The sequence below is a fragment of the Alkalilimnicola sp. S0819 genome, from assembly GCF_009295635.1.
In the GTDB taxonomy this organism is placed as follows: domain Bacteria; phylum Pseudomonadota; class Gammaproteobacteria; order Nitrococcales; family WHIW01; genus S0819.
The window spans coordinates 35,796-61,920 of record NZ_WHIW01000005.1 but is presented as its reverse complement, the minus strand read 5'-3'; the positions used below and the strand labels follow the sequence as shown (position 1 = coordinate 61,920).

At 67.9% G+C, this 26,125-nt stretch carries 39 protein-coding genes; all 39 read left to right on the top strand.

The window, feature by feature from the left end; genetic code table 11:
• Positions 1–117 precede the first annotated feature (117 nt).
• The 39 genes from GBG68_RS05950 to GBG68_RS05760 all read left to right on the top strand — a co-directional run bounded on the left by GBG68_RS05950 (position 118) and on the right by GBG68_RS05760 (position 26,120).
• Positions 118–468 carry a hypothetical protein gene (locus GBG68_RS05950; protein ID WP_152146015.1) on the top strand — a complete coding sequence of 117 codons (351 nt, stop codon included), beginning with the start codon at positions 118–120 and terminating at the stop codon, positions 466–468.
• A 13-nt stretch (positions 469–481) separates the two neighbouring features.
• Positions 482–1,114, top strand: coding sequence for a DUF3164 family protein (locus tag GBG68_RS05945; protein WP_152146014.1), 633 nt, complete (start codon positions 482–484; stop codon positions 1,112–1,114).
• Between the two features lie 19 nt (positions 1,115–1,133).
• Positions 1,134–1,424: a hypothetical protein gene (locus GBG68_RS05940; RefSeq protein WP_152146013.1), complete on the top strand. Its 291-nt coding sequence runs from the start codon at positions 1,134–1,136 to the stop codon at positions 1,422–1,424.
• Positions 1,425–1,434: 10 nt separating this feature from the next.
• Positions 1,435–1,827: a hypothetical protein gene (locus tag GBG68_RS14135; RefSeq protein WP_193222238.1), complete on the top strand. Its 393-nt coding sequence runs from the start codon at positions 1,435–1,437 to the stop codon at positions 1,825–1,827.
• 3 nt (positions 1,828–1,830) lie between these two features.
• Positions 1,831–2,091: a hypothetical protein gene (locus GBG68_RS05930; RefSeq protein ID WP_152146012.1), complete on the top strand. Its 261-nt coding sequence runs from the start codon at positions 1,831–1,833 to the stop codon at positions 2,089–2,091.
• The gene (locus tag GBG68_RS05925) at positions 2,072–2,662 is read left to right on the top strand and encodes a gp16 family protein (RefSeq protein WP_193222237.1); all 591 of its coding nucleotides are present in this window, start codon (positions 2,072–2,074) and stop codon (positions 2,660–2,662) included. Before GBG68_RS05930 ends, GBG68_RS05925 begins: the two co-directional genes overlap by 20 nt.
• A gap of 106 nt (positions 2,663–2,768) precedes the next feature.
• On the top strand, positions 2,769–3,227 hold the full coding sequence (locus tag GBG68_RS05920) for a hypothetical protein (protein ID WP_226801678.1): 459 nt from the start codon (positions 2,769–2,771) through the stop codon (positions 3,225–3,227).
• On the top strand, positions 3,220–3,591 hold the full coding sequence (locus GBG68_RS05915) for a hypothetical protein (protein WP_152146010.1): 372 nt from the start codon (positions 3,220–3,222) through the stop codon (positions 3,589–3,591). The genes GBG68_RS05920 and GBG68_RS05915 overlap by 8 nt, the downstream gene beginning before the upstream one ends.
• Positions 3,588–4,001, top strand: a complete 414-nt coding sequence (locus GBG68_RS05910) for a Mor transcription activator family protein (protein ID WP_152146009.1) — start codon at positions 3,588–3,590, stop codon at positions 3,999–4,001. Before GBG68_RS05915 ends, GBG68_RS05910 begins: the two co-directional genes overlap by 4 nt.
• Before the next feature lie 66 nt (positions 4,002–4,067).
• Positions 4,068–4,586, top strand: a complete 519-nt coding sequence (locus GBG68_RS05905; protein WP_152146008.1) for an N-acetylmuramoyl-L-alanine amidase — start codon at positions 4,068–4,070, stop codon at positions 4,584–4,586.
• The gene (locus GBG68_RS05900; RefSeq protein ID WP_152146007.1) at positions 4,586–5,203 is read left to right on the top strand and encodes a 3TM-type holin; all 618 of its coding nucleotides are present in this window, start codon (positions 4,586–4,588) and stop codon (positions 5,201–5,203) included. The genes GBG68_RS05905 and GBG68_RS05900 overlap by 1 nt, the downstream gene beginning before the upstream one ends.
• Positions 5,193–5,573 carry a hypothetical protein gene (locus GBG68_RS05895; RefSeq protein WP_152146006.1) on the top strand — a complete coding sequence of 127 codons (381 nt, stop codon included), beginning with the start codon at positions 5,193–5,195 and terminating at the stop codon, positions 5,571–5,573. Before GBG68_RS05900 ends, GBG68_RS05895 begins: the two co-directional genes overlap by 11 nt.
• Positions 5,570–5,866, top strand: coding sequence for an ArsR family transcriptional regulator (locus tag GBG68_RS05890; protein WP_152146005.1), 297 nt, complete (start codon positions 5,570–5,572; stop codon positions 5,864–5,866). The genes GBG68_RS05895 and GBG68_RS05890 overlap by 4 nt, the downstream gene beginning before the upstream one ends.
• Before the next feature lies 1 nt (position 5,867).
• Positions 5,868–6,104, top strand: coding sequence for a hypothetical protein (locus tag GBG68_RS05885; RefSeq protein WP_152146004.1), 237 nt, complete (start codon positions 5,868–5,870; stop codon positions 6,102–6,104).
• Positions 6,104–6,634 carry a phage protein Gp27 family protein gene (locus GBG68_RS05880; RefSeq protein WP_152146003.1) on the top strand — a complete coding sequence of 177 codons (531 nt, stop codon included), beginning with the start codon at positions 6,104–6,106 and terminating at the stop codon, positions 6,632–6,634. The genes GBG68_RS05885 and GBG68_RS05880 overlap by 1 nt, the downstream gene beginning before the upstream one ends.
• Before the next feature lies 1 nt (position 6,635).
• Complete coding sequence (locus GBG68_RS05875) at positions 6,636–8,153, top strand: terminase large subunit domain-containing protein (protein WP_152146002.1); 1,518 nt, start codon at positions 6,636–6,638, stop codon at positions 8,151–8,153.
• Positions 8,153–9,700 carry a DUF935 domain-containing protein gene (locus GBG68_RS05870; RefSeq protein ID WP_226801677.1) on the top strand — a complete coding sequence of 516 codons (1,548 nt, stop codon included), beginning with the start codon at positions 8,153–8,155 and terminating at the stop codon, positions 9,698–9,700. The genes GBG68_RS05875 and GBG68_RS05870 overlap by 1 nt, the downstream gene beginning before the upstream one ends.
• Positions 9,693–10,889, top strand: coding sequence for a phage minor head protein (locus GBG68_RS05865; protein ID WP_152146000.1), 1,197 nt, complete (start codon positions 9,693–9,695; stop codon positions 10,887–10,889). Before GBG68_RS05870 ends, GBG68_RS05865 begins: the two co-directional genes overlap by 8 nt.
• A gap of 331 nt (positions 10,890–11,220) precedes the next feature.
• Positions 11,221–12,216, top strand: coding sequence for a hypothetical protein (locus tag GBG68_RS05860; protein ID WP_152145999.1), 996 nt, complete (start codon positions 11,221–11,223; stop codon positions 12,214–12,216).
• The gene (locus GBG68_RS05855; protein ID WP_152145998.1) at positions 12,217–12,804 is read left to right on the top strand and encodes a hypothetical protein; all 588 of its coding nucleotides are present in this window, start codon (positions 12,217–12,219) and stop codon (positions 12,802–12,804) included.
• A 47-nt stretch (positions 12,805–12,851) separates the two neighbouring features.
• Positions 12,852–13,886, top strand: coding sequence for a phage protease (locus GBG68_RS05850; protein ID WP_152145997.1), 1,035 nt, complete (start codon positions 12,852–12,854; stop codon positions 13,884–13,886).
• Positions 13,887–13,888: 2 nt separating this feature from the next.
• Positions 13,889–14,290, top strand: coding sequence for a hypothetical protein (locus GBG68_RS05845; RefSeq protein WP_152145996.1), 402 nt, complete (start codon positions 13,889–13,891; stop codon positions 14,288–14,290).
• 15 nt (positions 14,291–14,305) lie between these two features.
• Positions 14,306–15,211, top strand: coding sequence for a Mu-like prophage major head subunit gpT family protein (locus GBG68_RS05840; RefSeq protein WP_152145995.1), 906 nt, complete (start codon positions 14,306–14,308; stop codon positions 15,209–15,211).
• A 66-nt stretch (positions 15,212–15,277) separates the two neighbouring features.
• Positions 15,278–15,538, top strand: coding sequence for an HI1506-related protein (locus GBG68_RS05835; protein WP_152145994.1), 261 nt, complete (start codon positions 15,278–15,280; stop codon positions 15,536–15,538).
• Between the two features lie 6 nt (positions 15,539–15,544).
• A complete protein-coding gene (locus GBG68_RS05830; protein ID WP_152145993.1) occupies positions 15,545–15,961 on the top strand; it encodes a gp436 family protein in 417 nt (138 codons plus the stop codon).
• A complete protein-coding gene (locus GBG68_RS05825) occupies positions 15,961–16,413 on the top strand; it encodes a phage virion morphogenesis protein (protein WP_152145992.1) in 453 nt (150 codons plus the stop codon). Before GBG68_RS05830 ends, GBG68_RS05825 begins: the two co-directional genes overlap by 1 nt.
• Entirely contained in the window at positions 16,410–16,952 is a 543-nt protein-coding gene (locus GBG68_RS05820) for a hypothetical protein (protein ID WP_152145991.1), read from the top strand. The genes GBG68_RS05825 and GBG68_RS05820 overlap by 4 nt, the downstream gene beginning before the upstream one ends.
• 3 nt (positions 16,953–16,955) lie before the next feature.
• A complete protein-coding gene (locus tag GBG68_RS05815) occupies positions 16,956–17,138 on the top strand; it encodes a DUF2635 domain-containing protein (protein WP_152145990.1) in 183 nt (60 codons plus the stop codon).
• Positions 17,139–17,141: 3 nt separating this feature from the next.
• A complete protein-coding gene (locus GBG68_RS05810) occupies positions 17,142–18,629 on the top strand; it encodes a phage tail sheath subtilisin-like domain-containing protein (RefSeq protein ID WP_152145989.1) in 1,488 nt (495 codons plus the stop codon).
• Positions 18,630–18,644: 15 nt separating this feature from the next.
• Positions 18,645–18,998 carry a phage tail tube protein gene (locus GBG68_RS05805; protein WP_152145988.1) on the top strand — a complete coding sequence of 118 codons (354 nt, stop codon included), beginning with the start codon at positions 18,645–18,647 and terminating at the stop codon, positions 18,996–18,998.
• Positions 18,998–19,276: a phage tail assembly protein gene (locus GBG68_RS05800; protein WP_152145987.1), complete on the top strand. Its 279-nt coding sequence runs from the start codon at positions 18,998–19,000 to the stop codon at positions 19,274–19,276. Before GBG68_RS05805 ends, GBG68_RS05800 begins: the two co-directional genes overlap by 1 nt.
• Positions 19,273–19,401 (top strand): GpE family phage tail protein, encoded by a 129-nt coding sequence (locus GBG68_RS14710; RefSeq protein ID WP_152146149.1) that lies wholly within the window; start codon positions 19,273–19,275, stop codon positions 19,399–19,401. Before GBG68_RS05800 ends, GBG68_RS14710 begins: the two co-directional genes overlap by 4 nt.
• A 3-nt stretch (positions 19,402–19,404) precedes the next feature.
• On the top strand, positions 19,405–21,171 hold the full coding sequence (locus GBG68_RS05790; RefSeq protein ID WP_152145986.1) for a hypothetical protein: 1,767 nt from the start codon (positions 19,405–19,407) through the stop codon (positions 21,169–21,171).
• Entirely contained in the window at positions 21,168–22,364 is a 1,197-nt protein-coding gene (locus GBG68_RS05785; protein WP_152145985.1) for a DNA circularization protein, read from the top strand. Before GBG68_RS05790 ends, GBG68_RS05785 begins: the two co-directional genes overlap by 4 nt.
• On the top strand, positions 22,357–23,400 hold the full coding sequence (locus GBG68_RS05780) for a phage baseplate assembly protein (protein ID WP_152145984.1): 1,044 nt from the start codon (positions 22,357–22,359) through the stop codon (positions 23,398–23,400). The genes GBG68_RS05785 and GBG68_RS05780 overlap by 8 nt, the downstream gene beginning before the upstream one ends.
• Positions 23,397–24,014, top strand: coding sequence for a phage baseplate assembly protein V (locus GBG68_RS05775; protein ID WP_152145983.1), 618 nt, complete (start codon positions 23,397–23,399; stop codon positions 24,012–24,014). Before GBG68_RS05780 ends, GBG68_RS05775 begins: the two co-directional genes overlap by 4 nt.
• Complete coding sequence (locus GBG68_RS05770; protein ID WP_152145982.1) at positions 24,011–24,457, top strand: phage GP46 family protein; 447 nt, start codon at positions 24,011–24,013, stop codon at positions 24,455–24,457. The genes GBG68_RS05775 and GBG68_RS05770 overlap by 4 nt, the downstream gene beginning before the upstream one ends.
• Positions 24,457–25,521, top strand: coding sequence for a baseplate J/gp47 family protein (locus GBG68_RS05765; RefSeq protein ID WP_152145981.1), 1,065 nt, complete (start codon positions 24,457–24,459; stop codon positions 25,519–25,521). The genes GBG68_RS05770 and GBG68_RS05765 overlap by 1 nt, the downstream gene beginning before the upstream one ends.
• The gene (locus GBG68_RS05760; RefSeq protein WP_152145980.1) at positions 25,518–26,120 is read left to right on the top strand and encodes a YmfQ family protein; all 603 of its coding nucleotides are present in this window, start codon (positions 25,518–25,520) and stop codon (positions 26,118–26,120) included. The genes GBG68_RS05765 and GBG68_RS05760 overlap by 4 nt, the downstream gene beginning before the upstream one ends.
• The last annotated feature ends 5 nt before the right edge of the window (positions 26,121–26,125 follow it).

The following is a 26,125-nucleotide window of genomic DNA, read 5'->3' as shown; positions in this document are numbered from 1 at the left end:
GGTCCAGGGCGAGTGTCCCCGCTGTCGGCCGAAGGCGGCCCGTCGCGGGCGGCCTGCCCCGGACCACATCACCTTCCGCCGGTGGCATGCCGGCCCGGTACGCGAGGTACAGCCGTCATGACCCACAACGAGATCACCCCAGATCGGGTGCTTGCCGCCCTGTCCCGTCACGTGGGCGAGGGCTGCGGCATCCACGCCAAGGCGCTGGCCACGGCGGTCACCGGCCAGAACCCGCCCACGCCCGGCCAGGAGCGCCAGGTGCGCCACGCGATCACCGCCTTGCGCCTGGCAGGCCACCACGTCTGCGCCCATCCACGCAGCGGCTACTTCATCGCGGCGACCGAACAGGAGCTGCTGCGTACCTGCGAGTTCCTGCACGAGCGTGCGATGGCCTCCCTGCGACAGATCGCCCGCATGCGCCACATCGCCCTGCCCGACCTACGGGGCCAGCTGAAGCTTCCCACCTGAGAGGACCAAGACCATGAGCCAGACAGAAACCCACGAGATGCAAATCCCCCCGGGCTACCTGCGCAACGCCGCCGGCCACCTGGTGCCCGAAGACCAGGTGCGCGAGCAGGACAAGCTGCGCGACCAGGTCGCGCGGGATCTCGCCATCGAAGCCGAGCAGCTCAACGAGCGCCTGCGCACCTTCAAGGCCCGCGCCCTGGCCGACATCGCCGACCTGGTCCAGGTCGCCGCCGAGCGCTACCACGTTCGCCTCGGCGGCAAGAAGGGCAACGTCACCATCACCAGCTACAACGGCGAGTACAAGGTCCAACGGGCCTACGCCGAACGCATCGCCTTCAGCGAGGAGCTGGAAGCGGCCAAGGAATTACTCAACCAGTGCATCGAGCGCTGGAGCCAAGGCGCCAACCCCCACATCCGCGTCCTGGTCGACCGCGCCTTTCGCACCGACACCAAGGGCCAGATCAAGACCACGGCCGTGCTTGAGCTGCTGCGCCTGGAGATCGACGACGAGCAATGGCAGCGGGCAATGGAGGCGCTGCGCGACAGCATCCAGACCACCGGCACCGCCGTGTACGTGCGCGTCTACAAGCGAATCGGCGACAGCGACCAGTACCGGCCGCTGCCGCTGGATCTGGCGGCGGTCTGACGCTGGGGAGCAGGACGCAATGGATGCCACCAACGAAACCCCCGAAGAGCGCCGGCGCCGCAAGGCCCGAGAACGAAAGGCCCGGCAGCGCGAGCGCGAGAAACGGCTCGGCATGAAGGCGGTCCGGCTGGACCTGTCCCAGGGCGAGCGGGCGACCATCGAGCGCATGGCCGAGGCGCGGGGCTTTGAGGACCAGACCGAGTACCTGTACGCGCTGGTGCGGGCCGATGAACAGGCGCTGGCGCGTGACCCCGCTTTTAACCCAGCTTTGGAAGTTGTGACGGGTCACGCCGCCGCATCCGCAGTCTAAGGAGATCACCATGCAGACCATTCGATTCGAGGACCAGGGGCAGGACTTCCTGGAATGGGACATCGACCAGGAGGGCGTGGTGGTGGATTCGCGCCCCTTCCAGCGCCACGTCTGGTGCGGCACGCAAGTGCAGGACGTCGCGATCGGCCAGCAGCCCACGGTGATCACCCCTCACGTGGGCGTGGCGGGGCTGCTGAACTACCGCGTCGTCCACATCCGCCAGGCCAACCCGTTCGCCGATCAGAACGGCATGGGCGCCGTTGACGTGGAAAGCCGGCTGCACTGCCTGCAGCGCTTCGATCTGATTCAGTGCCGCATAGCGCTTGAGGTGCCGCATCTGCAGAAATCCGTAGAGAAGCGGCTGCGTTCGCGCATTCGTAAGCTGGAGCGCCACGAGGGCTGATTCATGAAAACAGTAACCGTGGAAGTCGTCCCCCACGCCGAGGCGCCCTGGGCGCCGCAGCTGAAGGATGCCCGGTGGGCCTGGCGAGTAACGGCCCCCTCCGGCACCGACGTCGCCTGCGCCACCCGCGGCACCGAGGCCCAGGCTCGGCGCGCGGCGCAACGCATGGCGGCCCGGCTCGGGCTGATCGTTCGGGGCCAGCACGTCAATGCCTTCAAGATCAACCCCAGCAAGGCGGTGCGCGATGCCGGCATCAAGAGCTAACCCCAGGGGCCGCGACGCCCGGCGCCGCAGCGAGCTGGCCAAGATCCACGTCGCCAAGAAGGAGCTGCAGCTCGACGACGACACCTACCGGGCGATGCTTTGGTCGGTCGCCCGGGTACGCTCCGCAAAAGACCTGGACGCCGCGGGCCGCGAGGCGGTGCTTGATCATCTGCGCGCCCGCGGCTTCCACGGCAAGCCGCGCCGGCGCGTCGCACAGTACCCGGGCACGCCGCACAACCTGGACCGGGAGGCCATGCTCCAGAAGATCGAAGCCCAGCTGACTGCCATGAAGCTGCCCTGGTCCTACGCCGATGGCATTGCCCGCCAGCAGTTCGGCATCGAGCGCGTGGCCTGGCTGCGCAAGGCCGACCACCTGCGCGGTGTGATCGCCGCCCTGCACGTGGAGCAGGAGAAGCGCTCCCTGCTCGCGCAGCTCGACCGGGAACTGGACCGGCTCGGCAAGACCCGGACAGAGCTGGCCGAGGAAGTGCGGAACCCGCGCAAGGGCTGGGAGCGCCACCGGCCCACACTTCGGGCGCTGGTCGAACATTACGCCGAGGTGCGCCGGTGATCTGGTGGTGGTATGCCCCCGCGCTCTTCTGGCTGGCGCTTCTGTGCCCGCCCCGCCGGCGCGTCCAGCGCGTCGCAAACGTCGTTTACGTGGAGTTCAAACGCTGATGCAGAAAGCCCGTTGCCATGTCTGCCACACCGCGCTAGACCTGGGCAGCCTGGTCGCGATGGTCGAGGACGAGGCGCTGCGCGAGCTGATGGGCATCCTCAAGGATCTGCCGCGTGAGGTCAGCCGCCCCCTGGTGCTCTACATTCAGCTGTTCGCCGGTGCGACCCGCGCCCCCGCCTACGAGCGCCAGCTGCGCCTGGCGCGCGAGACCCTCGCGCTGCACGCCGACACGCTGCTCATCGGTGCGGCCCTGTCGGAGACCGTGGAGGCGATCCGCGGCAAGCGCGAGAGCGGCGAGGACCACCGGCCGCTGAAGAATCACAACTACCTCAAGCGAGTGCTGGAAAGCGTTGCGGCCCGTCCCGCGCCGAAGGCGCTGGAGCGGGCAACTCAACAGCCCCGGCCGACGAGCCGGACGGCACAGGCCCTGGCTGCGCTCGGGGGAACGGATGAGTGAAGCGCCGAAATGGTTCAAGGACGCCCTGATCGACGGGCTGCGCGCCTTGATGGTCCTCCACCTACCCGGCGGCCCTGGCCTGGAAACGGTGAAGTACACCCGCGACGTGTGGGTTCGGGTCCTATGGGATGCACCGATCGATTGGCAGGAAGAAACCGACCGGCGCCGAATTGACCGCGCCTTTCTGAGTCTGGCCCGCCAGGCGGATCGCTGGCCAACACCCCGGGCGCTGCTCGAGCAGCTGCCCCGGCGCCCCCAGCCCCGCGCCCTGCCGAGCCCGCCCATGAGCCGGGAGCAGCGCGAGCGCAATCGACAGCGGCTGCGGGAGATGTGGGCGTCCCTACAGGAGGCCAAGGGCAAATGAGCGACGAGCAGACCTTGCATTACTACGACGAGGACCTGCCGCCGGTGCTGGCCGAGATCCGGGACCTGGTCGGCACGGAACCGACCCTGGCCCTGGTGGCGCATTACGGCGGCACGCACGTACCGGTGCCCAAGCGCTTCGACCCTGGGCACCCCTTGGCGCGGGTCCTGGGCCCGGAGGCGGCCGTGCACTTCATCGGCCGCTTCGGCGGCACCCGCCCCTACATCGCCAAGCTGGAGCTGGCCGTGCGCGCCCTGCGCAACATCGAAATCAGCCGCCGTTACGAGGGCGGCAGCACCGTGGCCAGGCTGGCCCGCGAGTACCATTTGAGCGAGCGCCAGATCTGGAATATCCTCAAGCGGCCGGAGACCCTGCGCGACGCGCCGGACCAGGCCGACCTCTTCGGCTGACACTCCGCCCCGACTGAACCGCTTCAGCATCCTCCCGGCCGCGCCCCTGCGGCGAAGATGACGGTCATGAGCCGTTATCGCAATCCCCAAGACATCGACACGCTGGTGATCCACTGCGCGGCCACGCCCAACGGCAAGTGGCTCACCGCGGAGCAGATCGACCGCTGGCACGCCGAGCGTGGCTTTCGCCGCGCCCCGAAACTGATCGGGCCCCACAGCCCGCATCTGCACCACATCGGTTATCACTTCGTGATCTACACCACCGGTGCGGTGACCTGTGGCCGCGCCCTGCGCGAAACCGGCGCGCACGCGGCTGGCCACAACGAACGCTCCATCGGCACCTGCCTGATCGGCACCGACCGGTTCACTCGCGCCCAATGGGAAACCCTCGCCGCCCATGTGCGCAGCCTGCGCCGGGACTACCCCGGCATCCGGGTAGTGGGCCACCGGGATCTTTCGCCGGATCTCGACGGCGACGGCGTCATCTCCCCCTCGGAATGGACCAAGCGCTGCCCCGGATTCGGGGTTTCGGCGTGGATTGAGGGTGGTATGAACGCCCTTTCTGAGCATCTCCTGGAGGACTGATGGACTGGAAAGACGTGAAGGCGGGGATCGGGCGGATTGCCCCCGTACTGGGTGCCGCCATTGGCGGCCCCACCGGCGGGGCCGTGGGCACCCTGGTGGCCTCGGCCCTTGGGGTCGACGACTCACCCGAGGCGGTCCAGCGGGCCGTGGAGCGCGATCCGGAGGCGGCGCTCAAGCTCAAGCAACTCGAGCAGGAGCACGCCCGGGAGTTGCGCCGCATGGTGCTGGAGGCGGAAGCCGTACACCTGGCGCAGATCAACGAGACCATCCGCACGGAGGCCGCCGCCGATGACGCCTACGTGCGCCGCTGGCGCCCGACCTACGGATACGCCACCGCGTTGACCTGGGTGCTGCAGAGCCTGGCGATCGTCGCCGCCATTGTCGGCGCCGCCTTCGTCTACCCCGAGCACGCCGGCGAGATCCTCAACGGGCTGTCCGTGCTCATGGGCGCGATGGTGACCATGTGGAGCATTGCACTGGCCGTGCTGGGTGTGAGCGTCCGCCAGCGCAGCCGCGACAAGCAGGTTCAAGCAGGCCAGGCCCCCGACGGCATCTTCGATGCATTGGCGCAGCGATTGGGCCGTGGCGGCGAGAAGGAGAACCGCGGTGCTGAGTAACGAAGCTGTCGCGAACTGGCGTCTCGCGCTGGACGTCCTGCAGGTGGCCGCCACCTTGCTCGCCTTTGCCGCCGCCTGGTGGGTGCGCAAGACCAGCGCCAACCGCACCGCCATCAACGGCGTGCACAAGGAGATGCGCGCCACGGGCCTCAAGCTCTCCGGGCGTATCGAAGGCGTGGAGCGCCGCATCACCGTCGCCGAGAAAGAGATGGAACACCTGCCGAACAAGCATGACATGGACGATCTGGACCGGCGCTTCGACGAGCTCAACCGCCAGGTGGCCGGGCTCGCCGAGGCGCACCGAGGCACCAACCACCTTCTCACGGTGATCCACCAGCACCTGCTCAACAACGGGAGCAAAGCCGGATGAGCTACCAGCAACTCCTACAAGAAGACCGCCGCCTGGTGATCCTGCGCCTGCTGGCCGAGTCCCAGGGCTATACGGCCAACATCTACCTGCTCTCCGCCGCGCTGCCCGGCTTCGGCCACGCCATCAGCCACGACGGCCTGCGCGCGGAGCTTGCCTGGCTGGATGAACAGGCGCTGATCAGTGTCAGCAAGGTTTCCGACGTCGAGGTCGCCAAGCTCACCCCGCGTGGCAATGACGTCGCCCACGGCCGCGCCCGGTGCCCGGGCGTCAAGCGGCCGGAACCGGAGGCCTGATATGCGCAGTGCCGCCACTCGCAAACTACGCTGGTTCCTGCGCCGCAAACTGGCAGCGTGGGTAGCCGACGCCCTTCTCTTCACCACCGCCGGCCTGGCGGTGCTCGGCGCCGGCACGGCTGTCCGCGCCATCGGCTGGACTGATGCCGCCACTTCGATGGTCATCGGCGGCGTTCTGCAGTGCGCCGCCGTCTGGGTGATGCTTCGCCTTCACGAGTGGTCGGAGAGGCCCTACTGATGGCTCGCCGCTCCAGCATTGAGAAGCTCGACCCGCGCATCCGCGAGGCGGTGGACCGGCTGATCCGTGAGGATCGGGCCACCATCGACCAGGTCGTGGAAGCCATCGACAAGCTCGGCGGTGAGGCCTCCCGCTCGGCCGTAGGGCGTTACGTCAAAAACGCCCGCGAGCAGATGGAGCGTTACCGCCAGGCGCAGCAGATGGCCAAGGTCTGGGTGGGCAAGCTGGAGGAAGACCCGGAGGGCGACGTCGGCCGGCTGCTCTCGGAGATGCTGCGCACGGTCGCCTTCCAGGTGATGGGCGATCTGGGCGGCGAAGACGCCGGCGCCTCACCCCAGGACATCATGTTCCTCGCCAAGGCCATCAAGGACCTGGCCGGTGCCGACAAGACCGCCACCGACATGCGCCTGCGGGTGCGCCGCGAGGTCGCCGCCGAGGCCGCCTCCGTTGCGGAGAAGACCCTCACCGGCCAAGGCATGAGCCGCGACTCCATCGACACCATCAAGCGCGAAATCCTGGGGATCGCCTGACATGTCGGCGCTGCCCGCCTCGGTTCTGCTGCCGTACCAGAAGGCGTGGGTCGCCGACCGCGCGCAGCTGAAGATCGCCGAGAAGAGCCGCCGCACGGGGCTGACCTGGGCGGAAGCCGCCGACGCGGTGCTCACGGCCAGTGCGGCCAAGTCCGCCGGCGGCACCAACCACTATTACGTGGGCTCCAACAAGGAGATGGCCATCGAGTTCATCGAGGCCTGCGGCATGTGGGCGCGCGCCTTCAATCGCGCCGCCTCCGAGGTCGAGGAAGAGATCCTGCAGGACGAGGACCAGGACATCCTCACCTTCAACATCCGCTTCAACTCCGGCTTCAAGATCCAGGCGCTGAGCTCACGCCCGTCCAACCTGCGCGGCCGCCAGGGCAACGTCACCATCGACGAGGCCGCCTTCCACGAGCAGCTGGCCGAGGTACTCAAGGCCGCACTGGCGCTGACCATGTGGGGTGCCAATGTGCGTTTAATCAGCACCCACAACGGTGTTGAAAACCTGTTCAATGAGCTGATCCAGGACAGCCGTGCCGGCAAGCGCCGCTACAGCGTCCACCGCCTCACCCTGGACGACGCCTGCGAGCAGGGCCTCTACAAGCGCATCTGCCAGGTGCGCGGCATGGCGTGGAGCCAGGATGCCGAGGACGAGTGGAAGGACAACCTGCTGCGCGATACCGCCACCCGCGAGGACGCGCTGGAGGAGTACTACTGCGTCCCGAAGAGCGGGGGCGGCGCCTACCTCTCCCGGGCGATGATCGAGGCTCGCATGGTCGAGGCGCCGGTGCTGCGCTTCGAAGGCTCGGCCGAATTCAACGCCTGGCCCGAACACCTGCGCGAGGCCGAGATGCGCGACTGGTGCGAGCTGCATCTCCAGCCGCTGCTCGCCGCACTCGACCCGAAGCTCCCCCACGCCATCGGCGAGGACTTCGGCCGCTCCGGCGATCTGACCGTGCTCGCCCCGGTGGCCAGCACCCAGCAGTTGAAGCGCGTGGTGCCGTTCCTGGTCGAGCTGCGCAACGTGCCCTTCAAGCAGCAGGAGCAGGTGTTCTACTACATCGCCGATCGGCTCCCGCGGCTGCAGGCCGGCGCGCTGGATGCCCGCGGTAACGGCCAGTACCTGGCCGAGCAGGCCGTCTACCGCTACGGCGCCGGTCGCATGGAGCCGGTGATGCTCTCCCAGGGCTGGTACCTGGAGAACATGCCCAAGTTCAAGGCCGCCTTCGAGGACGACCTGATCGAGCTGCCGCGCGACCTGGACGTACTCAACGACCTGCGCGCCCTGCAGGTGATCAAGGGCATACCGAAGCTGCCCGATGCGAAGACCGGCGCGGACAAGAACCGCCACGGGGATGCCGCCATCGCCATTGCGCTCGGCTACTACGCCAGCCTCAGCGAGGTCCAGGAGTACGGCTACATCCCGGTCTCAACCCACACCCCCGGCGGTGGCCAACCGCATCAGCGGCCGGTGCGCACCACCGCCGGCTTTCGCAGCATGCGAGGTAAATGGTAATGCCCGACATCGTAGATCATCGCGGCCAGCCCTTGCGCCGGCAGGAGTTGACCCGGGAGGTTGCCGCCCCACGCCTGACCGGCATCCGCCAGGTCTGGAACGCCCATTCCGTCGCCGCCGCGCTCTCGCCCGACCGGCTGGCCGCGCTGCTGCACAGCGCAGCCCAGGGCGATCACCACGACTACCTCACCCTCGCCGAGGAGATGGAGGAGCGCGAGCCGCACTATGCTAGCGTGCTCGGCACCCGCAAGCGCGCCGTGTCCGGGCTGCCGGTCGCGGTGGAGGCGGCAAGTGATGCGGCCCGCGACGTGGAATTGGCCGACGCCGTGCGCGAACTCACTCGCCGGCCCGCCTTTGGCGAGATGCTCGACGACGCGCTGGACGCCCTGGGCAAGGGCTACTCTGCGGTCGAGATCCTCTGGAACCGGCGCGGTCCGGAGTGGTGGCCGCAGGAGTACGTCTGGCGCGATCCGCGCTTCTTCGTCTTCGACCAGACGACAGGCCGGGAACTGCGGCTGCTCGATGAGGGCGACCTCTCAGGCGTCGCCCTGCCGCCCTACAAGTTCATCGTCCACATGCCCCGGCTCAAATCCGGCCTGCCGGTGCGCCGCGGGCTTGCCCGCCTGGTTGCCGCCAGCTACATGTGCAAGGCCTACGCGCTCACCGACTGGATGGCCTTCGCCGAGGTCTTCGGCATGCCGCTGCGCCTCGGCCGCTACGGCCCCAACGCCTCGGCGGACGATATCCAGACCCTGATCAACGCCGTGGCCAACATCGGCACCGACGCCGCTGCCGTCATTCCCGAATCGATGCGCATCGAGTTCGAGGAAGCCGGCGGCGGGCAACGTGGCGGCGATCAGCTGTTCCTCAACCTCGCCGAATGGCTGGACAAGCAGACCTCCAAGGCCGTGCTGGGCCAGACCATGACCGCCGACGACGGCTCCAGCCAATCCCAGGCCAACGTCCACAACGACGTGCGCGGCGACATCCAGCAGGCGGATGCACGCCAGCTGGCCGACACGCTCAACCGGGACCTGGTGCGGCCGTTCATCGACCTGAACTACGGCCCGCAGGAACGCTATCCCCGCCTGGAGCTCCAGATCACCGAGCCCGAGGACCTGGCCGGCCTGGCGGACCTGCTCGCGAAGCTGGTCCCGCTGGGCCTGCGCGTGGAGCAGTCGGTGGTGCGCGATAAGGCCGGCATTCCGGATCCGGACGATGGCGCCGAGGTGCTGGGCCTGCCGGCCGCGCCCGCCGCACCGCCGGCGCTCAATCAGTACACCGCCACCGCGCTCAACCGCCAGGCACCGGCCGAGCTGGTCGACGAACTGGAGGCGGAACTCGCTGCCGAGTGGGAGCCGCAGCTGGCCCCGGTGGTCGATCCGCTGCACGCCCTGGCCGAGCGCGCCGGCAGCTACGAGGAGTTCCTGCAGGCGCTGCCGTCGCTACTCCAGGAGATGGACGCCGGCGAACTGATGCAACGCCTCGCCCGGGCCACCTTCCAGGCTCGGGGCAGCGGCGATGCCGAGAGGTCACCGGATGCCTGAGCAGACCGCCCCCGGCCCGGTGCCCGAGGACGCGCTGGCCTACTTCCGCGCCAAGGGCATTCGACCGAGCTTCGACCACCGGGACGTCTGGCGCGAGGAGCACGCCAACGCCTTCACGGTGGCCAAGGCCATGCAGCTGGATCTACTCGAGGATATGCGGGCGGCGGTCGACGAGGCGCTGACCGAGGGGCGGACCTTTCGCGAGTTCGCCCGGGATTTGACACCGACCCTGCAGCGCAAGGGCTGGTGGGGTATGAGCGACATGCAGGACCCGCTCACCGGTGAGATCCGCGAGGTGCAGCTGGGCAGCCCCCGCCGGCTGCGCACCATCTACCGCACCAACCTCAGAACCGCACGAGACGCCGGCCAGTGGCAGCGCATCGAGCGCGCCCGGCGCAGCCATCCGTATCTGATCTATCAGCTGGGTCCCAGCGAGGCGCACCGCCCGGAGCACGCTGCCTGGGAGGGCCTGATGCTCCCGATGGACCACCCCTGGTGGGATACGCACGCGCCGCGCAACGGCTGGGGCTGCAAGTGCCATGTACGCCAAGTCTCTCGCCGCGAAGCGGAGCGTCTGCGTGCCGATGGAAACGTGCGCACCGAGGCCCCGGAGATCCGTCACCGGGAGTGGGTTAATAAACGCACAGGTGAGGTTGAACGCGTCCCTGAGGGCATCGACCCGGGCTGGGACACAAACCCGGGCAAGACGCGTCGGGCGCAGGTGCAAGGGGCGCTGAGCGAGAAGCTGGACCGGGCCGATGAGCAGCTCGCGGCCGCGGCCGTGGACCAGACCGTAGCGAGCCCCGCCTTCGATCACTTCTTGGAGACGCCCGAGGGGGCCTTTCCCATTGCCGTACTGCCCCGCGAGCTGGTGGAGCGCATCGAAGGCCGCCGGCAGACGGCGCTGCTCTCCGCCGAGACCCTGGCCAAGCAGCGTGAGCGCCACCCTGATCTGACGACCGACGACTACCGCAGCCTTCCCCGGGGCGTGCGCGCCGGTCGGGTCATCGCCCTGGGCGAGCGGCAGCTGTCGTTCTTCTTCATCGAGGGGCGGCTCTACAAGGCGGTGTTCAAGAGCACGCGCGACGGCGAGAGCCTGTACCTGCAGAGCTACTACCGGACCAACGAGCGGGAGATGCGGCGCGACCAGCGCCGAGGCGAACTGGTGCGCGACTGGGAAGAAGAGTAGGCCGCGGGGTGGGGCCTGCCAGAACCCCACATGGCGCTCCGCACCCGAAGGTGCGTGCTACGGCAGGCAGACTTGCACCGTGTCACCCGCGTCCCACACCCAGTATAGGCCCGGAGGCGACAAAACCCCAGGCCGAGCCAGAGGCGCTGTAAGCGCTCTTTGTCTCGTTGCGACACCGGCGCTCGGGCGCGAACCTTTTAAACGCTTTGAGCGGGATTTAAACGCCATCACGCCCATTGCCCGACGCGTACAGCGATCGCCGCGACGGTTTGCAACGTTGATCACGGTGTGATCCAGTCCTCATTCGATTATTGGTGAGGGCGGGAAGCCGATGGCAAAGAGCAAAAAAGCAAAACGGTTCCAGTATCGGTATATCAGTGACCTCGGCGAGGGGCGGACAATTGAAGAGCTGCTGCGGCAGGTTCTTTTTGACACGCATCGCACGGTGGCCGATCGATGGGAGAAGCTGGGGGATGACCCCGACGCTCAGCTGCATCGCTTCATCAACACCAAGCGGCGTGCCGAAGGAATGGTCTTTGGGACTCTCGTGCTCTACGAGACCGGACGAAATCGGGAAGTTCTGACACTGGCGGAGGACCAGGAGGAACTCGAGATCGAGCAGATGGCGGCATCCAAGACCCAGGACGGAAGGCCCCGGGAATTCCTGGAGGCGACCCTGTACTTCGGCGCCAGCGGGAACCATCTGGTGCTATTGCAGACCACCTCGTTGACCGGGCGGGAACTGGAGAACCATCTCCGCTGGCTGATCGACGAAGAGGCTCAGCTGCTCGAGCCACATGAGCGTATCGTGATCAAGCAGGGGCTGTCGGCGAAAGGAACAAAAGCGCTCAAGCAAGCCAAATCGGTCTGCGTGGGCGCTCCGGTATTTGAAGCGTCCACCCCCAGATCCGCTGGCGGAGAGAACCGAAGCTCTCAACCCGTCCGGTCTGTGGTTGCGGGGCGGGGCCGGCAATGGCTGGAAAGTTTGTTCGGCAGCAAGGAGCTTGAGGCACTCAAGCTTGGTCAGTTTGCCGATGCAGAGGATCTGGTCGTCGAGGTCAACATACGCCGTGTCGGCCGAGCCAGCGACGATGACCAAGACCCAGCGCAACGCGCGATGGAGGCTGTCAGTACCGCGCTTCGCCACCAGTACCCGGACGACGTGGAGATCGAGACATACCGCATGGGGAAGGTCAAAGGCGATGAGCTGCGCCTTTCGAAATCCGTAGGCATCGTTCATTGGAACAATGTGCCGGACGCCGAAGACGTCTTTCACCGCATGCAGGACTGGCTGATGGACTGTCTGGAAAATGGAGTCATAACATAGATGGGCTTCTGGCTCGCCGCCGCCGGCTGTTTCCTCCTGCCCAGTGCGCTCGCGGCCTACCTCTTGCCGCAGGAGCTGCTCGGCTTGCTCGCCAACCAGGCGAGATGGGGCGGACCGTTATGGTTTGGCGTGCTCGCGGCCCTGGTCGGCGTGTTGAGGCAGCGCCTTCAAGGGCTGTTTGAGCTCGCTGTAGAGGGCGATGATTGGCGCTTCGTCCAGAAGCGCCTACGCGCAGCCGAGCGAATCCAAAAGCGCCTTGATGCGCTGCTCGCGGTTTCACTGGCGCTAGGCCTGACGGCGTTCTTTGTGCCAGTCTTAGTGGCTATACTGCCGACTTGGCTTAAGCACTTGTTGGCGGCGACGCCGATCGGGAGCGCCGCCTTTGTGCTATGGGTATTCTTCGTCTGGTCCAAGTGGCGCGCCAGCATTGACGAGGCGCGGATCGACCTGGGTGTTCGCCGGCGAGAGAGAGAGCAGCGTAAGGAGCAGCTCGAGCGTCTCCGAAAGAGCCGGCTGGCAACCCAGCCTCAGGCTCCCAAGGTAATCCAGGGTGTGCCGTCGCGAGACGACGGGCCGCCTTCCCACTGAACCCTTTCAGCCTCCTCCCCTGACCCACCGCCGCCTATCTTGGCGGCATGGATCACACACTCCTCACCGCGCTTAACCAGGCCGACGCCACCGCCGGCCGCATCGCCCTCAACGCCGAGCTGCCCACCGACGGCGGCGCGCCGGAGTGGGTCGAGCTGATTCCCGCCGGGCGCGACGTCGTCGGTCGCGACGGCCGGCGCTGGGTCAAGGATCAGCCGGAGCGCCTGGTCGCCACCTTCAACGCCAGCGGCGCGGCGCTGCCCATCGACTGGGAGCACGCCAGCGAGCACAAGGCCCCCAAGGGCGAGCCCGCCCCCGCGGCCGGCTGGATCGAGGAGCTGGAGCTGCGCGACGGCGACGCGCTCTGGGGCCGCGTCGAGTGGACCGAGGCCGCGCGCAACCAGATCGAGCGCAAGCACTACCGTTACCTCTCCCCCGTTTTCCTGTTCGAGCCGGCCACCCGGCGCATCGCCACGCTGAGCTCCGCCGGCCTGACCAACCGGCCGAACCTCTTTTTAACGGCCCTTAACCAGGGGCTGAACGATCTTTCCCACCCGCAGAAGGAGGCCGCCACGATGGTGTTGCCCGAAGCAATCCGCAAGGCCCTGCGCCTGGCCGACGACGCCACCGAGAGCGACGCCGTATCGGCCATCAACTCGATGCAGGGAAGCCTGCAGACCGCCCGCAACCAGGCCGAGCAGCCGCCCCTGGAGAAATTCGTCCCGCGCGCCGACCACGACGCCGCACTGAGCCGCGCCACCAACGCCGAGCAGCAGCTGCAGCAGCACCTGCAGCAGGCGCAGGAGCGCGAGATCGAGACCGCGATCAACCAAGCCCTGGAGGCCGGCAAGATCACCCCCGCCACCGCCGAGTACCACAAGGCCGCCTGTCGCCAGGACGGCGGGCTGGATGCGTTCAAGCAGTACGTCGCGGCCGCCCCGGTGGTCGCCGCCGACTCCGGCCTGGACGGCAAGCAGCCCGATCAGGAGAAGGCGCTCAACAGCGAGACCTCCCAGGTCGCGGCCATGTTCGGCAACTCCGCCGACGACATCCGTGAATATTCCCAGGCAGGAGGTAACTGATCATGCCGCTCACCGCTGACCGACACACCCCCTATATGAACGGCGAGCTGGTCTCGATGGCGCTGGCCGCCGGCGCCGAGGTCTTCGCCGGCGCCCTGGTCGTGGCCAACGCCACCGGCTACGTCGCCCCCGGCAGCACCGCCACCGGGCTCACCTACCTGGGCCGCGCCGAGGAGCACGTCGACAACAGCGCCGGCGCCGATGGCGACGAGCAGGTCCTGGTGCGCCGCCGGCAGGCCTTCCGCTTCAGCAATTCGGACAGCGACCCCGTCGGCCAGAGCCTGCTGGGCAAGCGCTGCTACATCGTCGACGACGAGACGGTGGCCGGCACCGATGGCACCGGCACCCGTTCCGAGGCCGGCGTGGTCATCGGCGTCGACGACGACGGCGTCTGGGTCGAGTAAGGAGAGAACACAACCATGCTGATCAACAAGACCACCCTGCACGCGATCTTCGTCAACCTGAAGACCACCTTCAACAAGGCCTTCAGCGAGGCCCCCAGCCAGTGGCAGAAGATCGCCATGCTGGTGCCCTCGGGCTCCAGCCAGAACGATTACGCCTGGCTGTCCAGCTTCCCGCGCATGCGCAAGTGGATCGGCGACAAGGCCGTGAAAGCGCTGGCGGCGTTCAAGTACACCATCGTCAACGACGACTGGGAGGCCACCGTCGAGGTGGACCGCAACCACATCGAGGACGACCAGCTGGGCATCTACGCCCCGCAGGCGCAGATGGCGGCCTACTCGGCCAAGCAGCTGCCCGACGAGATCGTGTTCGACCTGGTCAACTCGGGCTTCAGCAATCTGTGCTACGACGGCCAGCCCTTCTTCGACACCGACCACGAGGTGGCCGGCGCGAGTGTCTCCAACAAGGGCACCACCGCCTTGTCCATCGCCACGTTGGCCGCCGCCCAGGGCAGCTACGGTGCGGCCCGCACCGCCATGCGCAAGTTCAAGGACGACGAGGGCCGGCCCCTGAACATCATCCCGAACGTCCTGCTGGTGCCGCCGGCGCTGGAGGACACCGCCCGGGCCCTGGTGACCAACGACCGCCTCGAGGACGGCAAGCCCAACCCCTACAAGGGCACCGCCGAGATCGTCGTGGATGCGCGGCTCGAATCCGACACCGCCTGGTTCCTGCTGGATACCAGCAAGCCGGTCAAGCCCTTCATCTACCAGCAGCGCAAGGCGCCGGACTTCGTCCAGCAGACCGAGATGGACTCGGACAACGTGTTCATGCGCAAGAAGTACCGCTTCGGCGCCGAGGCCCGAGCGGCCGGCGGCTACGGCTTCTGGCAGCTGGCCTACGGCAGCACCGGCACCGCCTGAGTCTGACCCGGCGCGGGGCTGCGGCCCCGCGATCCCCTGAGCCCATTCCCATCCCCGGAGGCAACCGTGGCCGAGACCAAGCAGAACCCGAAAGCCAAGCAGACCCCGGCCGACAGCAACAAGAAGCCGGCTACCGACACCAAGCCCACAACCAACAAGCGCCAGGCGGTGCTACGGGTCCGCGCCCCCGGCGGCAGCTTCCGCCGTGCCGGCATCCGCTTCGGCCGCCACGAGAGCGTGCTCGCGGTGAAGGATCTCAGCGACGACCAGGTCGCCGCCCTGAAGAGCGAGCCCCGCCTGGTGGTGACCGAGGGCGAGACGGAGTAAGGCGCCATGTACGCCACCGAGCAGGACATCATCGACCGCTACGGCGAGGAGGCCCTGGTCCTGGCCGCCGATCGCGACGGTGACGGTCAGGCCGACGCGGGCGTCGTTGATCGGGCCTTGGCGGATGCAACCGCCGAGGTGGACACCTATCTCGCCGCTCGCTACGCACTACCGCTGGCAAGCACGCCGGCGGTGCTCACCCGCCTGACAGTGGATATCGCGGTGTATCGGCTCAGCCCAGCAGCCGACGCCGGCACTGATGAACGCCGCCAGCGCTACGAGGACGCCACCGCCCTGTTGTCACGTATCGCCCGCGGTGGAGTCAGCCTCGGGCTACCCGTGCCGCCGGCGAGCAGCAACGGAATCGCCACCGTAACCGGACCTGAGCGCCGCTACGGCCGCGGTCGAGGGCGGGTTTTCTGATGGCGGGCACGGCGCTGAAATTCGATTTAAACCAACTTCGATCACTGGATAAACGCCTGGAGAAACTGGGCGATCTGGATCGCGAGGGACTGCTGGAAGGCTTGGGGGCGGAAGGCGAGTCGCAAACCCGGCGCCGCATCCAGGAGGAGAAGCGCGGGCCCGACGGCGCTGCCTGGCCGGATTGGTCAGCCCGCTACGCCGGCACTCGCCACGGCGGCCACAGCCTCCTGCTGGGCGAAGGTGATTTGCTCGACTCCATCCAGTCACGAGTCTCGGGCGGCCGCGTCGAATGGGGCTCGAACCTGGTCTATGCCGCTATCCATCAGTTTGGCGGCGCAGGCGTGGGCAGCAATATCCCCGAGCGTGCGTATCTTGGCATCTCCAGCGCCAACGAAGAGGACCTCGACGCGGTTGTCGATGACTGGCTCCGAACTCAGGAGGGCGGGCTGTGAGGCTACTGAGCTTCCGTGACGCGGTGGTCGCCGGCATCAGTCAGGCGCTCACCGAGCTGAAAAGCTGCGAGGCCCACGGCGGGCGCTTCGATGAGAAGGAGCTGCGCCGCTACGCCTTGCGCGCTCCTGCAGTGTTGGTCGCGGTGCGTCGAATTCCAGCATTAGCCGCCGAGAACGAGATTACCCCGACGCTGACCTGCGCGGCCTTCGTGGTCACGCGGGATGCACGAGGCAGGCCTCGCGATGCCGCCGGCCTGGCGCTGGTGGAGGCCCTGCTCCAGGTGGTGGCCAACAACACCTGGGGGCTCGATTGGGCACACCGCCCACAGCGCCTGGAAGCCGACAACCTGTACTCCGCCGCGCTCGACAAACAGGGTGTAGCGCTTTGGGGCGTGGCGTGGCAGCAGGCCGTGGACCTCGCACCCGAAGTGGACTCGGCGACGCTCGCCGACTTCATCACCCATCACCAGGACTACGACCTGGCGCCGGCCGACGGCACGGCCGACGCCAGCGACACCATCACCCTTGCCCAGGAGTAAGCCGTGGACAAGAAGCTGCACATCAAGCCAGCCCCGGGCCGCCAGGTCCGCGACCCGATCACCGCCCAGCCGCTCGCGGCCAAGGGCGAGCACAAGCCCGCCAGCAGCTATTGGCTGCGCCGGCTGCGCGACGGCGACGTGATCGACCTCACCGCCCCGAAAAAGCCCAAGCAGGCGAAGGAGTAACCGATGGCCGTGTCCTTCAACCAGATCCCGTCGAACCTGCGTGTACCGCTGGTCTACATCGAGTTCGACAACTCCCAGGCCGTCTCCGGCACCCCGGCGATCTCCCACAAGATCCTGGTGCTGGGCCAGCGCCTGGCCACCGGCACCGTGGCCGAGGGCGTGCCCGTGCGTATCACCTCCTATGACCAGGCGGAGCAGTACTTCGGCCGCGGCTCGATGCTCGCCGAGATGTTCCGCTATGGGAAGCAGGCCAACCGCTACACCGAGACCTGGGCGATCGCCCTGGACGAGGATGGCGCGGGGGCGGCAGCCACCGGCAAGATCGCCTTCAGCGGCCCGGCCACCCAGAGCGGGACCATGTACTGGTACATCGGCGGCAAGCGGGTGAAGGTGGGAGTCAGCTCGGGGGATACCGCCGATGCGATGGCCAGCGCCCTAGTGGCCGCCATCAACGCCGAGGACACCGCGCCGGCCACCGCCGCCGTCAACGGCACCACCGCCAGCGAGGTGGACCTGACCGCCCGCTGGAAGGGCGAGACCGGCAACGACATCGACATTCGCCACAGCTACTACACCGGCGAGTCGCTGCCGGCCGGCGTGGGCGCGACCATCACCGCGATGGCCAACGGCAGTGGCAACCCGGACGTGGCCACCGCCATCACCGCCCTGGGCGATGAGTGGTACCACACCATCGTCATGCCCTACACCGACGCGGCCAACCTGGCCGCACTGGAGATCGAGCTGGCGGATCGCTGGGGACCGACGCGGCAGATCGACGGCATTGCCTACGCCGCCCACCGCGGCACCCACAGCGATACCGGCACCTTCGGCGATGGCCGCAACGGCAAGCACGTCTCGGTGATGGGCACAAACAAGGTGCCCGAACCGCCCTACCTCTGGGCCACGGTGGATGCGTTCACCGCGGCGGCGAGCATCGCCATCGACCCGGCCCGGCCGCTGCAGACCCTGCCGCTGGTGGGGCTGAAGCCGCCGGCGGTGGAGGATCGCTGGACGATGGAGGAGCGCAACCTGCACCTGTATGACGGCATCAGCACCTACATGGTGGACGCCGGCGGCCAGGTGCTCATCGAGCGGCAGCTGACCACCTACCAGACCAACGCCTTTGGGGTGGAGGACCCGTCGTATCTGGACGTGAACACGCCGGCGACGCTGTCCTACATCCGCTACGCCACCCGGGCTCGGATCACCCAGAAGTACCCGCGCCACAAGCTGGCCTCCAACGGTACCCGCGCCGGCGAGGGCCAGGCGCTGGTCACCCCGAACGACATCCGCGATGAGCTGATCTCGCTGATGCGCGAGCTGGAGACCCGGGGCCTGGTGGAGAACATCGAGCAGTACAAGGAGGACCTGATCGTGGAGCGGGATATCGACGCCGGCGGCTCGGACCCGAACCGGATCAACGTTCAGAGCCACCCGGACCTGGTCAACCAGTTCCGCATCTACGCCGAGCAGACGCAGTTCCGGCTGTAAGAGGAGACACCGACCATGCAGGTTACCGGCCGCGTATTCATCAAGATCGACGGCAAGCAGCTGCGCACCAAGAAAGGGGCCAAGCTCAAGCTCGGGGGGCACAACCGCAACACCATCGTCGGCCACGAGGTCCACGGCTATGCCGAGGAGACGGTGGCCCCGGAGGTGGAATGCACCATCTCCCACACCAGCCAGACCGACCTGGAGGCCATCGCCGCAAGCTCCGATGTGACGCTCACCTTCGAGGCCGACACCGGCCAGCGCTGGGTGCTGCACAACGCCTGGCTGACCGACACCCCGGAGCTGAACGACGGCGAGGGCGAGGTGCCGCTGAAATTCGCCGCCATGCGCCACGAGAGGGCTAATTGATGGCTAAGGAAAAGCAAAAGACCTTCACCCTGACCGAGCCGGTGGACGCCCACGGCAAGCAGATCACCGAGCTGACCCTGCGCAAGCCCAAGGCCAAGCAGCTCAAGCTGCTCGGGGAGTACGCCAACGAGGTGGAGGCCATGTACGAAATGATGGCCGAGCTGGCGGACGTGCCTCCCAGCACTATCGACGAGCTGGAGGTCGAGGACATCGAGGGCATGACCGCCTGGCTTGAAGGTTTTTTCAAGCGGCGCCGGCGGACTGGGAAGACGTCATAGGCGACATCGCCTACGTCTTCGGCTTCCAGCCCTCGGAGATCTGGGGGCTGGACTTTGATGAGCTGCTGTTCTGGCACCGCCAGGCGCAGCGCATCAACAAGGAACAGAGCAAGCAACTGGGGTAGCACATGGCGGAAATGCGCGCAGCGGTCATCATGGAGCTGGTGGATCGGATCACCAAGCCGGTCCGCCGTATCCGTGCCACCGTCCGCCAGTTCGCCGAGCGCTCCGGCTTTGCTCGTTTGGGGCGCGACGTCCGCCGGGTCGGTGAGCGCTTCCAGGTCGTGCGCAGCGAGGCCGGGCGGCTGGCCCGGCGCATCGGTATCGTCGGGGCCGCCGCCGGCGCCGCCGGCGCTGCCCTGTTCGGCATGACCAACCATGTGGCAAGGGCCGGCGACAACATCGCCAAGACCGCCCGCAAGCTCGGCCTGGGCGTGGAGGAGCTGCAACAGTACCGCTACGCCGCCGAGCGTTCGGGTGTCGCCCAACAGACCTTTGACATGGCCCTGCAGCGCTTCACCCGCCGGGCGGCCGAGGCCGCCGCCGGCACCGGTGAGGCGCGCGACGCCTTGCGCTATCTGGGCATCGATCTGCAGGACGCCAACGGCAAGATGCGCCCCTCCGGCAAGCTGCTCCAGGACGTGTCTGACCGTATGGCCGAGATCGAGGACCCGGCCCTGCGGGTGCGCCTGGCCTTCAAGCTGTTCGATTCCGAAGGCGTGAACATGGTCAACATGCTCGGCGAGGGCAGCGCGGCCATGCGCGAGATGATGGCCGAGAAGCGTCGGCTGGGGCAGCTGAGCGAGGAAGGCGCGGAGCGCTCCGAGGACTACACCGACGCCATGAGCAAGTTCATGGCCGCACTGGGCGGGGTGCGCGATGCGGTGGTGACCAAGATCATGCCCGCGATGACCCGCTGGCTCACCCAGACCGCGGAGCTGATCGCCGCCAATCGGGAGGTGATCACCCAGCGGCTGATCAACGGCATCAAGTCGTTCTGGGAAAAGCTCAAGGCGGTGGGCGCGGCGATCAGCTGGCTGGTGGACCTGGTCGGCGGGTGGAGAGTGGCGCTCGGCATTGTCGCTGCGCTGATTGGCGCCAAACTCATCGCCTCCGTGGGCAGTCTGGTGGTGGCCATGTTCACGCTGGGCAAAGGCTTCATCGGCGCGGCTATCGCCACCAAGGGCTTTGGCCTGGCGCTGCTGGCCACCCCCGTGGGCTGGATCATCGCCGCCGTGGCGGCCATTGCCGCGGCGGTGTATCTGATCGTCAAGCACTGGGAGCCGATCTCGGCCTGGTTCAGCCGGCTGTGGGATGCGATCGGCGGCACGGTCTACTTCGCGCTGGAGCGTATCAAGGGGTTTTTCAGCGGGATCTGGGGGGCGATCACGGGTGCTTTGCAGTCCGGCCTGGATCGGGTGAAGGGGCTGTTCAAGGACGGCATTCTGGTGGGGCTGAGCAAGATCCTGCTGGCCTTCAGCCCGGTCAACCTGATCATGAAGCCGCTTAATGCCCTGTTCAAAGCGGTGATGGGTTATGACCTGTCCACCGCCGGCAAGAAGCTGATCGGCAGCTTCGGCAACGGCATCAGCGAGCGCTTCCTCGCCGTGCGCCAGTGGCTGACCGGCAAGATCCGCGCGCTCATTGATTGGATGCCCGACTGGGTCAAGGACAAGCTCGGGCTGCAAGGTGGCGGCGGTGCCATGCCGCTGGGCGAGCCGCTGCGCGCGGGCGGCAACTCGCCGGTGCGCAGCGCCGGCCAGGTCAACGCCAATGTGGGCGGTGTGCTGCGCATCGAGTTCGATGACCAGGGCCGGCCGCGGGTCGGGGCGGCCCGCGCCGAGGGCGGCATGGAGCTGGACGTGGACGCCGGGCTGATGGGGGCGAGCCTGTGAGCTGGCGTGAGCAACTGCGACAGGGGAAGTTCCGCGGCGCGGCGTTTCTGATCGACGCCAGCGAGGAAGGCTTTGGCCGGCGCACGGCGCTGCACAGCTACCCCAACCGCGATGTCCCCTTCGCCGAGGACATGGGACGCGCCCACCGGGAGTACCGCGTGGAGTGCTATGTGCTGGGCGCGGACTACATGGCCGCCCGGGATGCGCTGATCGAGGCCCTGGAGCAGCCCGGGCCCGGCCTGCTGGTTCATCCCTACTACGGCACCGTTCGGGTGGCGGTACAGGACCGCGGCCGGGTGCGTCAGACCACCCGTGAAGGCGGCATGGCCCGTTTCTCCATCACCTTCGTGGAGGCCGGCGAGGAGCGCGAGCCCCACGCCCGTGTGCACACCCCTTCACTGGTCGGCCAGCGGGCCGATGGTGCAGGCGCGGCCGTGCGCGACGAGTTTGCCGGCGCCTTCAGCACCGCCGGCCGGCCCCAGTGGGTGGCCGATGCCGCCGAGAGCACCGGCGCCGGCCTGCTCGACACCCTGAGCGGGCTGACCTCCCGGATTCCGAGCGTGCCGGACCAGCTGGTGGGCTGGACGCGGGATCTGCAACAGGCAAGCAATGAGCTGGCGCAGTTGATCCGCACGCCGGCGGCCCTGGCCGAGCGCGTCACCGGCCTGATCAGTGATGTGGCCGGCCTAGCGGACAACCCGCTGGCCGCCCTGGGCGTGTACCGCAAGCTGTTCGGCGCCGGCGGCGATGACGCTGCGGTGCCGGCCACCACCGCCAACCGCCGGCAACAGGCCGACAACCAGACGGCCCTCCACAATCTGGTGCGCCGCACAGCCGTCATCGAGGCGGCTCGCACCGCTGCGACGGTGGAGTGGGAGACAGCGGATGAGGCGCTGGCCATGCAGGAGCAGCTGGCCGAGCAACTCGATGACCAGGCCTTCACGGCCAACGACGACACTTACGTGGCCCTGGTGGACCTGCGGGCCGCCACGGTTCAGGACCTGACCCGGCGCGGCGCGCAGCTTGCCCGCGTCAACCACGTCACCCCACAGGCCACCCTGCCGGCCTTGGTGCTGGCTCACCGCGTCCTCGGTGATGCCCGCCGGGCAGAGGAGATCGTGGAGCGCAATCGCCTCAGCCATCCTGGCTTCGTGCCCGGTGGGCAGACCATCGAGGTGTTGAGCGATGCCTGACGTACGGCTTTTCGTCGGCGGCCAAGTGTACGGCGGCTGGACCACGGTGCGGGTGGCCCGCTCCATCGAGCAGCTCGCCGGCACCTTCGAGCTACAGGTGACCGACCGCTGGGCCGGCCAGGACGTGCGCCGGCCGATCCGCAACGGCGAGGCCTGCACCGTGGAAGTGGACGGCGAGCGGGTGATCACCGGCTATGTGGACGATGTGGCGCCTGAGTTCGGCCCGGACGGTCGTCGGCTGTCGGTGCGCGGCCGCGGCCGCACGGCGGACCTGGTGGACTGCGCGGCCATCCACGCCAGCGGCCAGTGGGTGAACGCCGATTTGATGCGGGTGGCGCGCGATATCTGCGCCCCCTTCGGTCTCAATGTGCGCAAGGCAGCCGACATCGGCGAGGCCTTCGGCAACGAGGCCGCCAAGATCGATGAGGGCGAGACGGCCTTCGACTTCCTCGACCGCCTGGCGCGCATGCGTGCGGTGCTGCTCACCTCCGACGCCCAGGGCGATCTGGTCATCACCCGCACCGGTACCGGCCGGGCGCCGGCGGCCCTCATCGAGGGCGAGAACCTCATCAGTGCGCGGGCGCAGTACAGCTGGCGGGACCGTTACAGCCGCTACATCGTCAAGGGCCAGGACAAGGGCGGCGACTTCGTCAGCCCCGAGCAGGCCGCCCACGCCTTGGGCGAGGCGGTGGACTCGGCCATCGGGCGCTACCGCCCGACGCTGGTACGCGCCGAGGATCGGGTGAACACCGCCTCCGCGGGCCGGCGGGCTCGCTTCGAGCGGGATCTGGCCATCGCCCGTTCCACCCGGGTGACGGTGACCGTGCGCGACTGGTCAGCCGGCGGCGAGTTGTGGCAGCCCAACACCCTGGCCGAGATCCGCTCGCCCATGCTGGGCCTGGACACCACCTGGCTGATCGTCGGGGTGGGTTTCATGCAGAGCGATCGCGAAGGCACCCGCACCGAGCTGAGCCTGGCGCCGCCGGCGGCCTTCGACCTGCAGGCCGAGCCCGAGCCCGAGGAGGTGTCGTTTTGACCGACCTGGTACGCCTGTTCAGCAAGCTGATGCGGCCGCTGGCCAAGCGGCTGCGGAACATGACCGGCCGCGGTGTGCTGCTGACCACCGACGATGGCCGCAAGGTCCAGGAGGTTCAGATCCGGGGGCTGTCCGGCGAGATCCTGGACCGCGTCCAGCACGTCCAGCCCTACGGCTTCACCGCCCACGCCCATCCCGGCGCGGAGCAGTTCTTCTTCTGCGTCGGCGGCGACCGCTCCCACGCCATCGTGCTGGTCTCCGAGGACGGCCGGTACCGCAAGAAGAACCTCGCCGCGGGTGAAGTGGCGCTGTACACCTCCGAGGGTGATTACCTGCACTTCAAGCGCGGCCGGCTGGTGGAGGTCGTGGCGGGCGCGGAGGTGGACGTGACGGCTCCCCTGGTCCAGGTCCACGCCTCTACCAAGGTGGTGCTGGATACGCCGCTCACGCACTGCACCGGGCGCATCGAGGCCGAGGGTGATATCACCGACAACGTCGGCAGCAACAGCCGCTCGATGGCCGGCATGCGCCAGGTCTACGACAGCCACACGCACCCCGAGAACGATAACGGCGGCCCGACCAGCACACCGAACCAGAAGATGGGGGATGCATGAGCGACCTGATGCTGAACTGGCAGGACGACGCCGCGGACCTGGCCCTTGAGGGCGGCAGCCTGGAGACCGATGCCGGGCTGCAGACTGCCGTGATCTTGTCCCTGTTCACCGACCGCCGCGCCGAGCCGGACGACGAGCTGCCCGGCGACCAAGCCGACCGCCGCGGCTGGTGGGCCGATGCCTATGCCCAGGCCGCCGGCGACAGGATCGGCAGCCGCCTGTGGCTGCTGGCCCGCGAGAAGCAGCTGCAAAGCGTGGTGAACCGCGCCCGGGAGTACGCCGAGGAAGCCCTGCAGTGGCTCCTGGAGGACAGTGTGGCCACCCGCGTTGAGGTGGAGGCCGAAGTGGTTCGCCGCGGCGTGCTCGGCCTGCAGGTGCGCATCTACCGCCCCCGCGGCACCGACTTCACCGGCCGCTACAGCTACGCCTGGGAGAACATCTGATGCCCTTCGCTCGTCCGACCATCCAGCAACTGATCGAACGCCACCGGGCCGACATGCAGTCGCGCCTGCCCGACGCCAACCCGTGGCTGCGCCGCAACCTTCTGGAGGTGCTGGCCTACGTCAACGCCGGTGCCGCGCACAGCCTGCACGGGCATCTGGCGTGGAACGCCAAGCAGCTCTTTCCGGATACCTGCGACGCCGACCAACTGACCCGTTTCGGTGACTTCTATGAGGAACCCCGCAAGGCCGCGGCCGCCGCCACCGGCAACGTCGACTTCACCGGCACCGACGGCGCGGTGATCCCGGCTGGCACGGAGCTGCAGGGCCAGGGCGAGTTGCTCTACACCACGGATGCCGAGGCCACCATCAGTAGCGACACCGCCAGCCTGGTGGTGACTGCCGCCGAGGCCGGCGTGGACGGCAACCAGAGCGCCGGCGCCGAGCTGACCCTGGTGACGGCCATCGCCGGGGTCGATAGCACGGCCACGGTGGGCGCCGACGGCCTGGGTGGTGGTGCCGACATCGAGCCGATCGACGACTGGCGCGATCGCATCATCGAGCGCATGAGCGTCCCGCCCCAGGGCGGTGCCGCCCACGATTACGTCAAGTGGGCAAAGGCTGTTGCCGGCGTCACACGCGCGTGGAGCTACTCCAACGAATCCGGCATCGGCACCGTCACGGTACGGTTCATGATGGATGACAACGGCTCGGACGGCATTCCCCAGGCCGCCGACGTGCAGATCGTCCAGGATCACCTCGATGGGCTGCGGCCGGTGGGGATGAAGGACCTGTACGTGGTGGCGCCGATCGCCGTGCCGCTGAACCTCACCATCAAGCTCTCGCCTAACACCACGACCGTGCAGCAGGCCGCCGAGGCCGAGCTGGCCGACATGCTCCGGCGCGAAGGGCAACCCGGCGTGACGATCAAGATCAGCCACCTGCGCGAGGCCATCAGTGTGGCCGCCGGCGAAGCGGATCATGATCTGACCTCCCACTCGGCGGATATCACTCACAGCACCGGCGAGATCCCGGTGCTGGGCACCATCACCTGGCAGTCGCTATGAGCCGCACTGCAGACCAATGCCTGGCCGAGCTGCAGGCCCTTCTTCCCCCGGGGCAGGCCCTGCCGCGTGAGCTGGAGGCGGTCTTCACCCGGCTTCTCGCGGCGCTGGCCGATGAGAACGCCCGACTATACGACCGCGCGGCCGCGCTCATCGGCGAGTCCGATCCGCGCTACACCCTGGAACTGCTCGCAGACTGGGAGCGCGTCCTCGGCCTGCCGGACCCCTGCAGCGGCGACGACCAGACCATCCAGGAGCGCCGCGGCAGCGTCGTGGCCAAGCTCCTCTATGAGGGTGGGTTGTCCCGCCAGTTCTTTATCGACCTGGCCGCGGCGCTCGGCTACGGCATCGAGATCGTCGAGTACTCACCCTTCGTATGCGGGATATCCCAGTGCGGCGTCGACCAGCTCAACCCCGCGGAGATGCGGTTCGTCTGGCGAGCCCGTCTCAGTGAGCCCCGCACCACGTACTTCCGCTGTGGTGAGAGCGAGCTGGGCACGGACCCGCTGCTCAAGATCGACCGGGCTGACGACCTGGAATGCCTATTCAAGCGCCGCAAGCCGGCGCACACGACCGTGTTCGTGGACTACACAGGAGCCTAAGACCA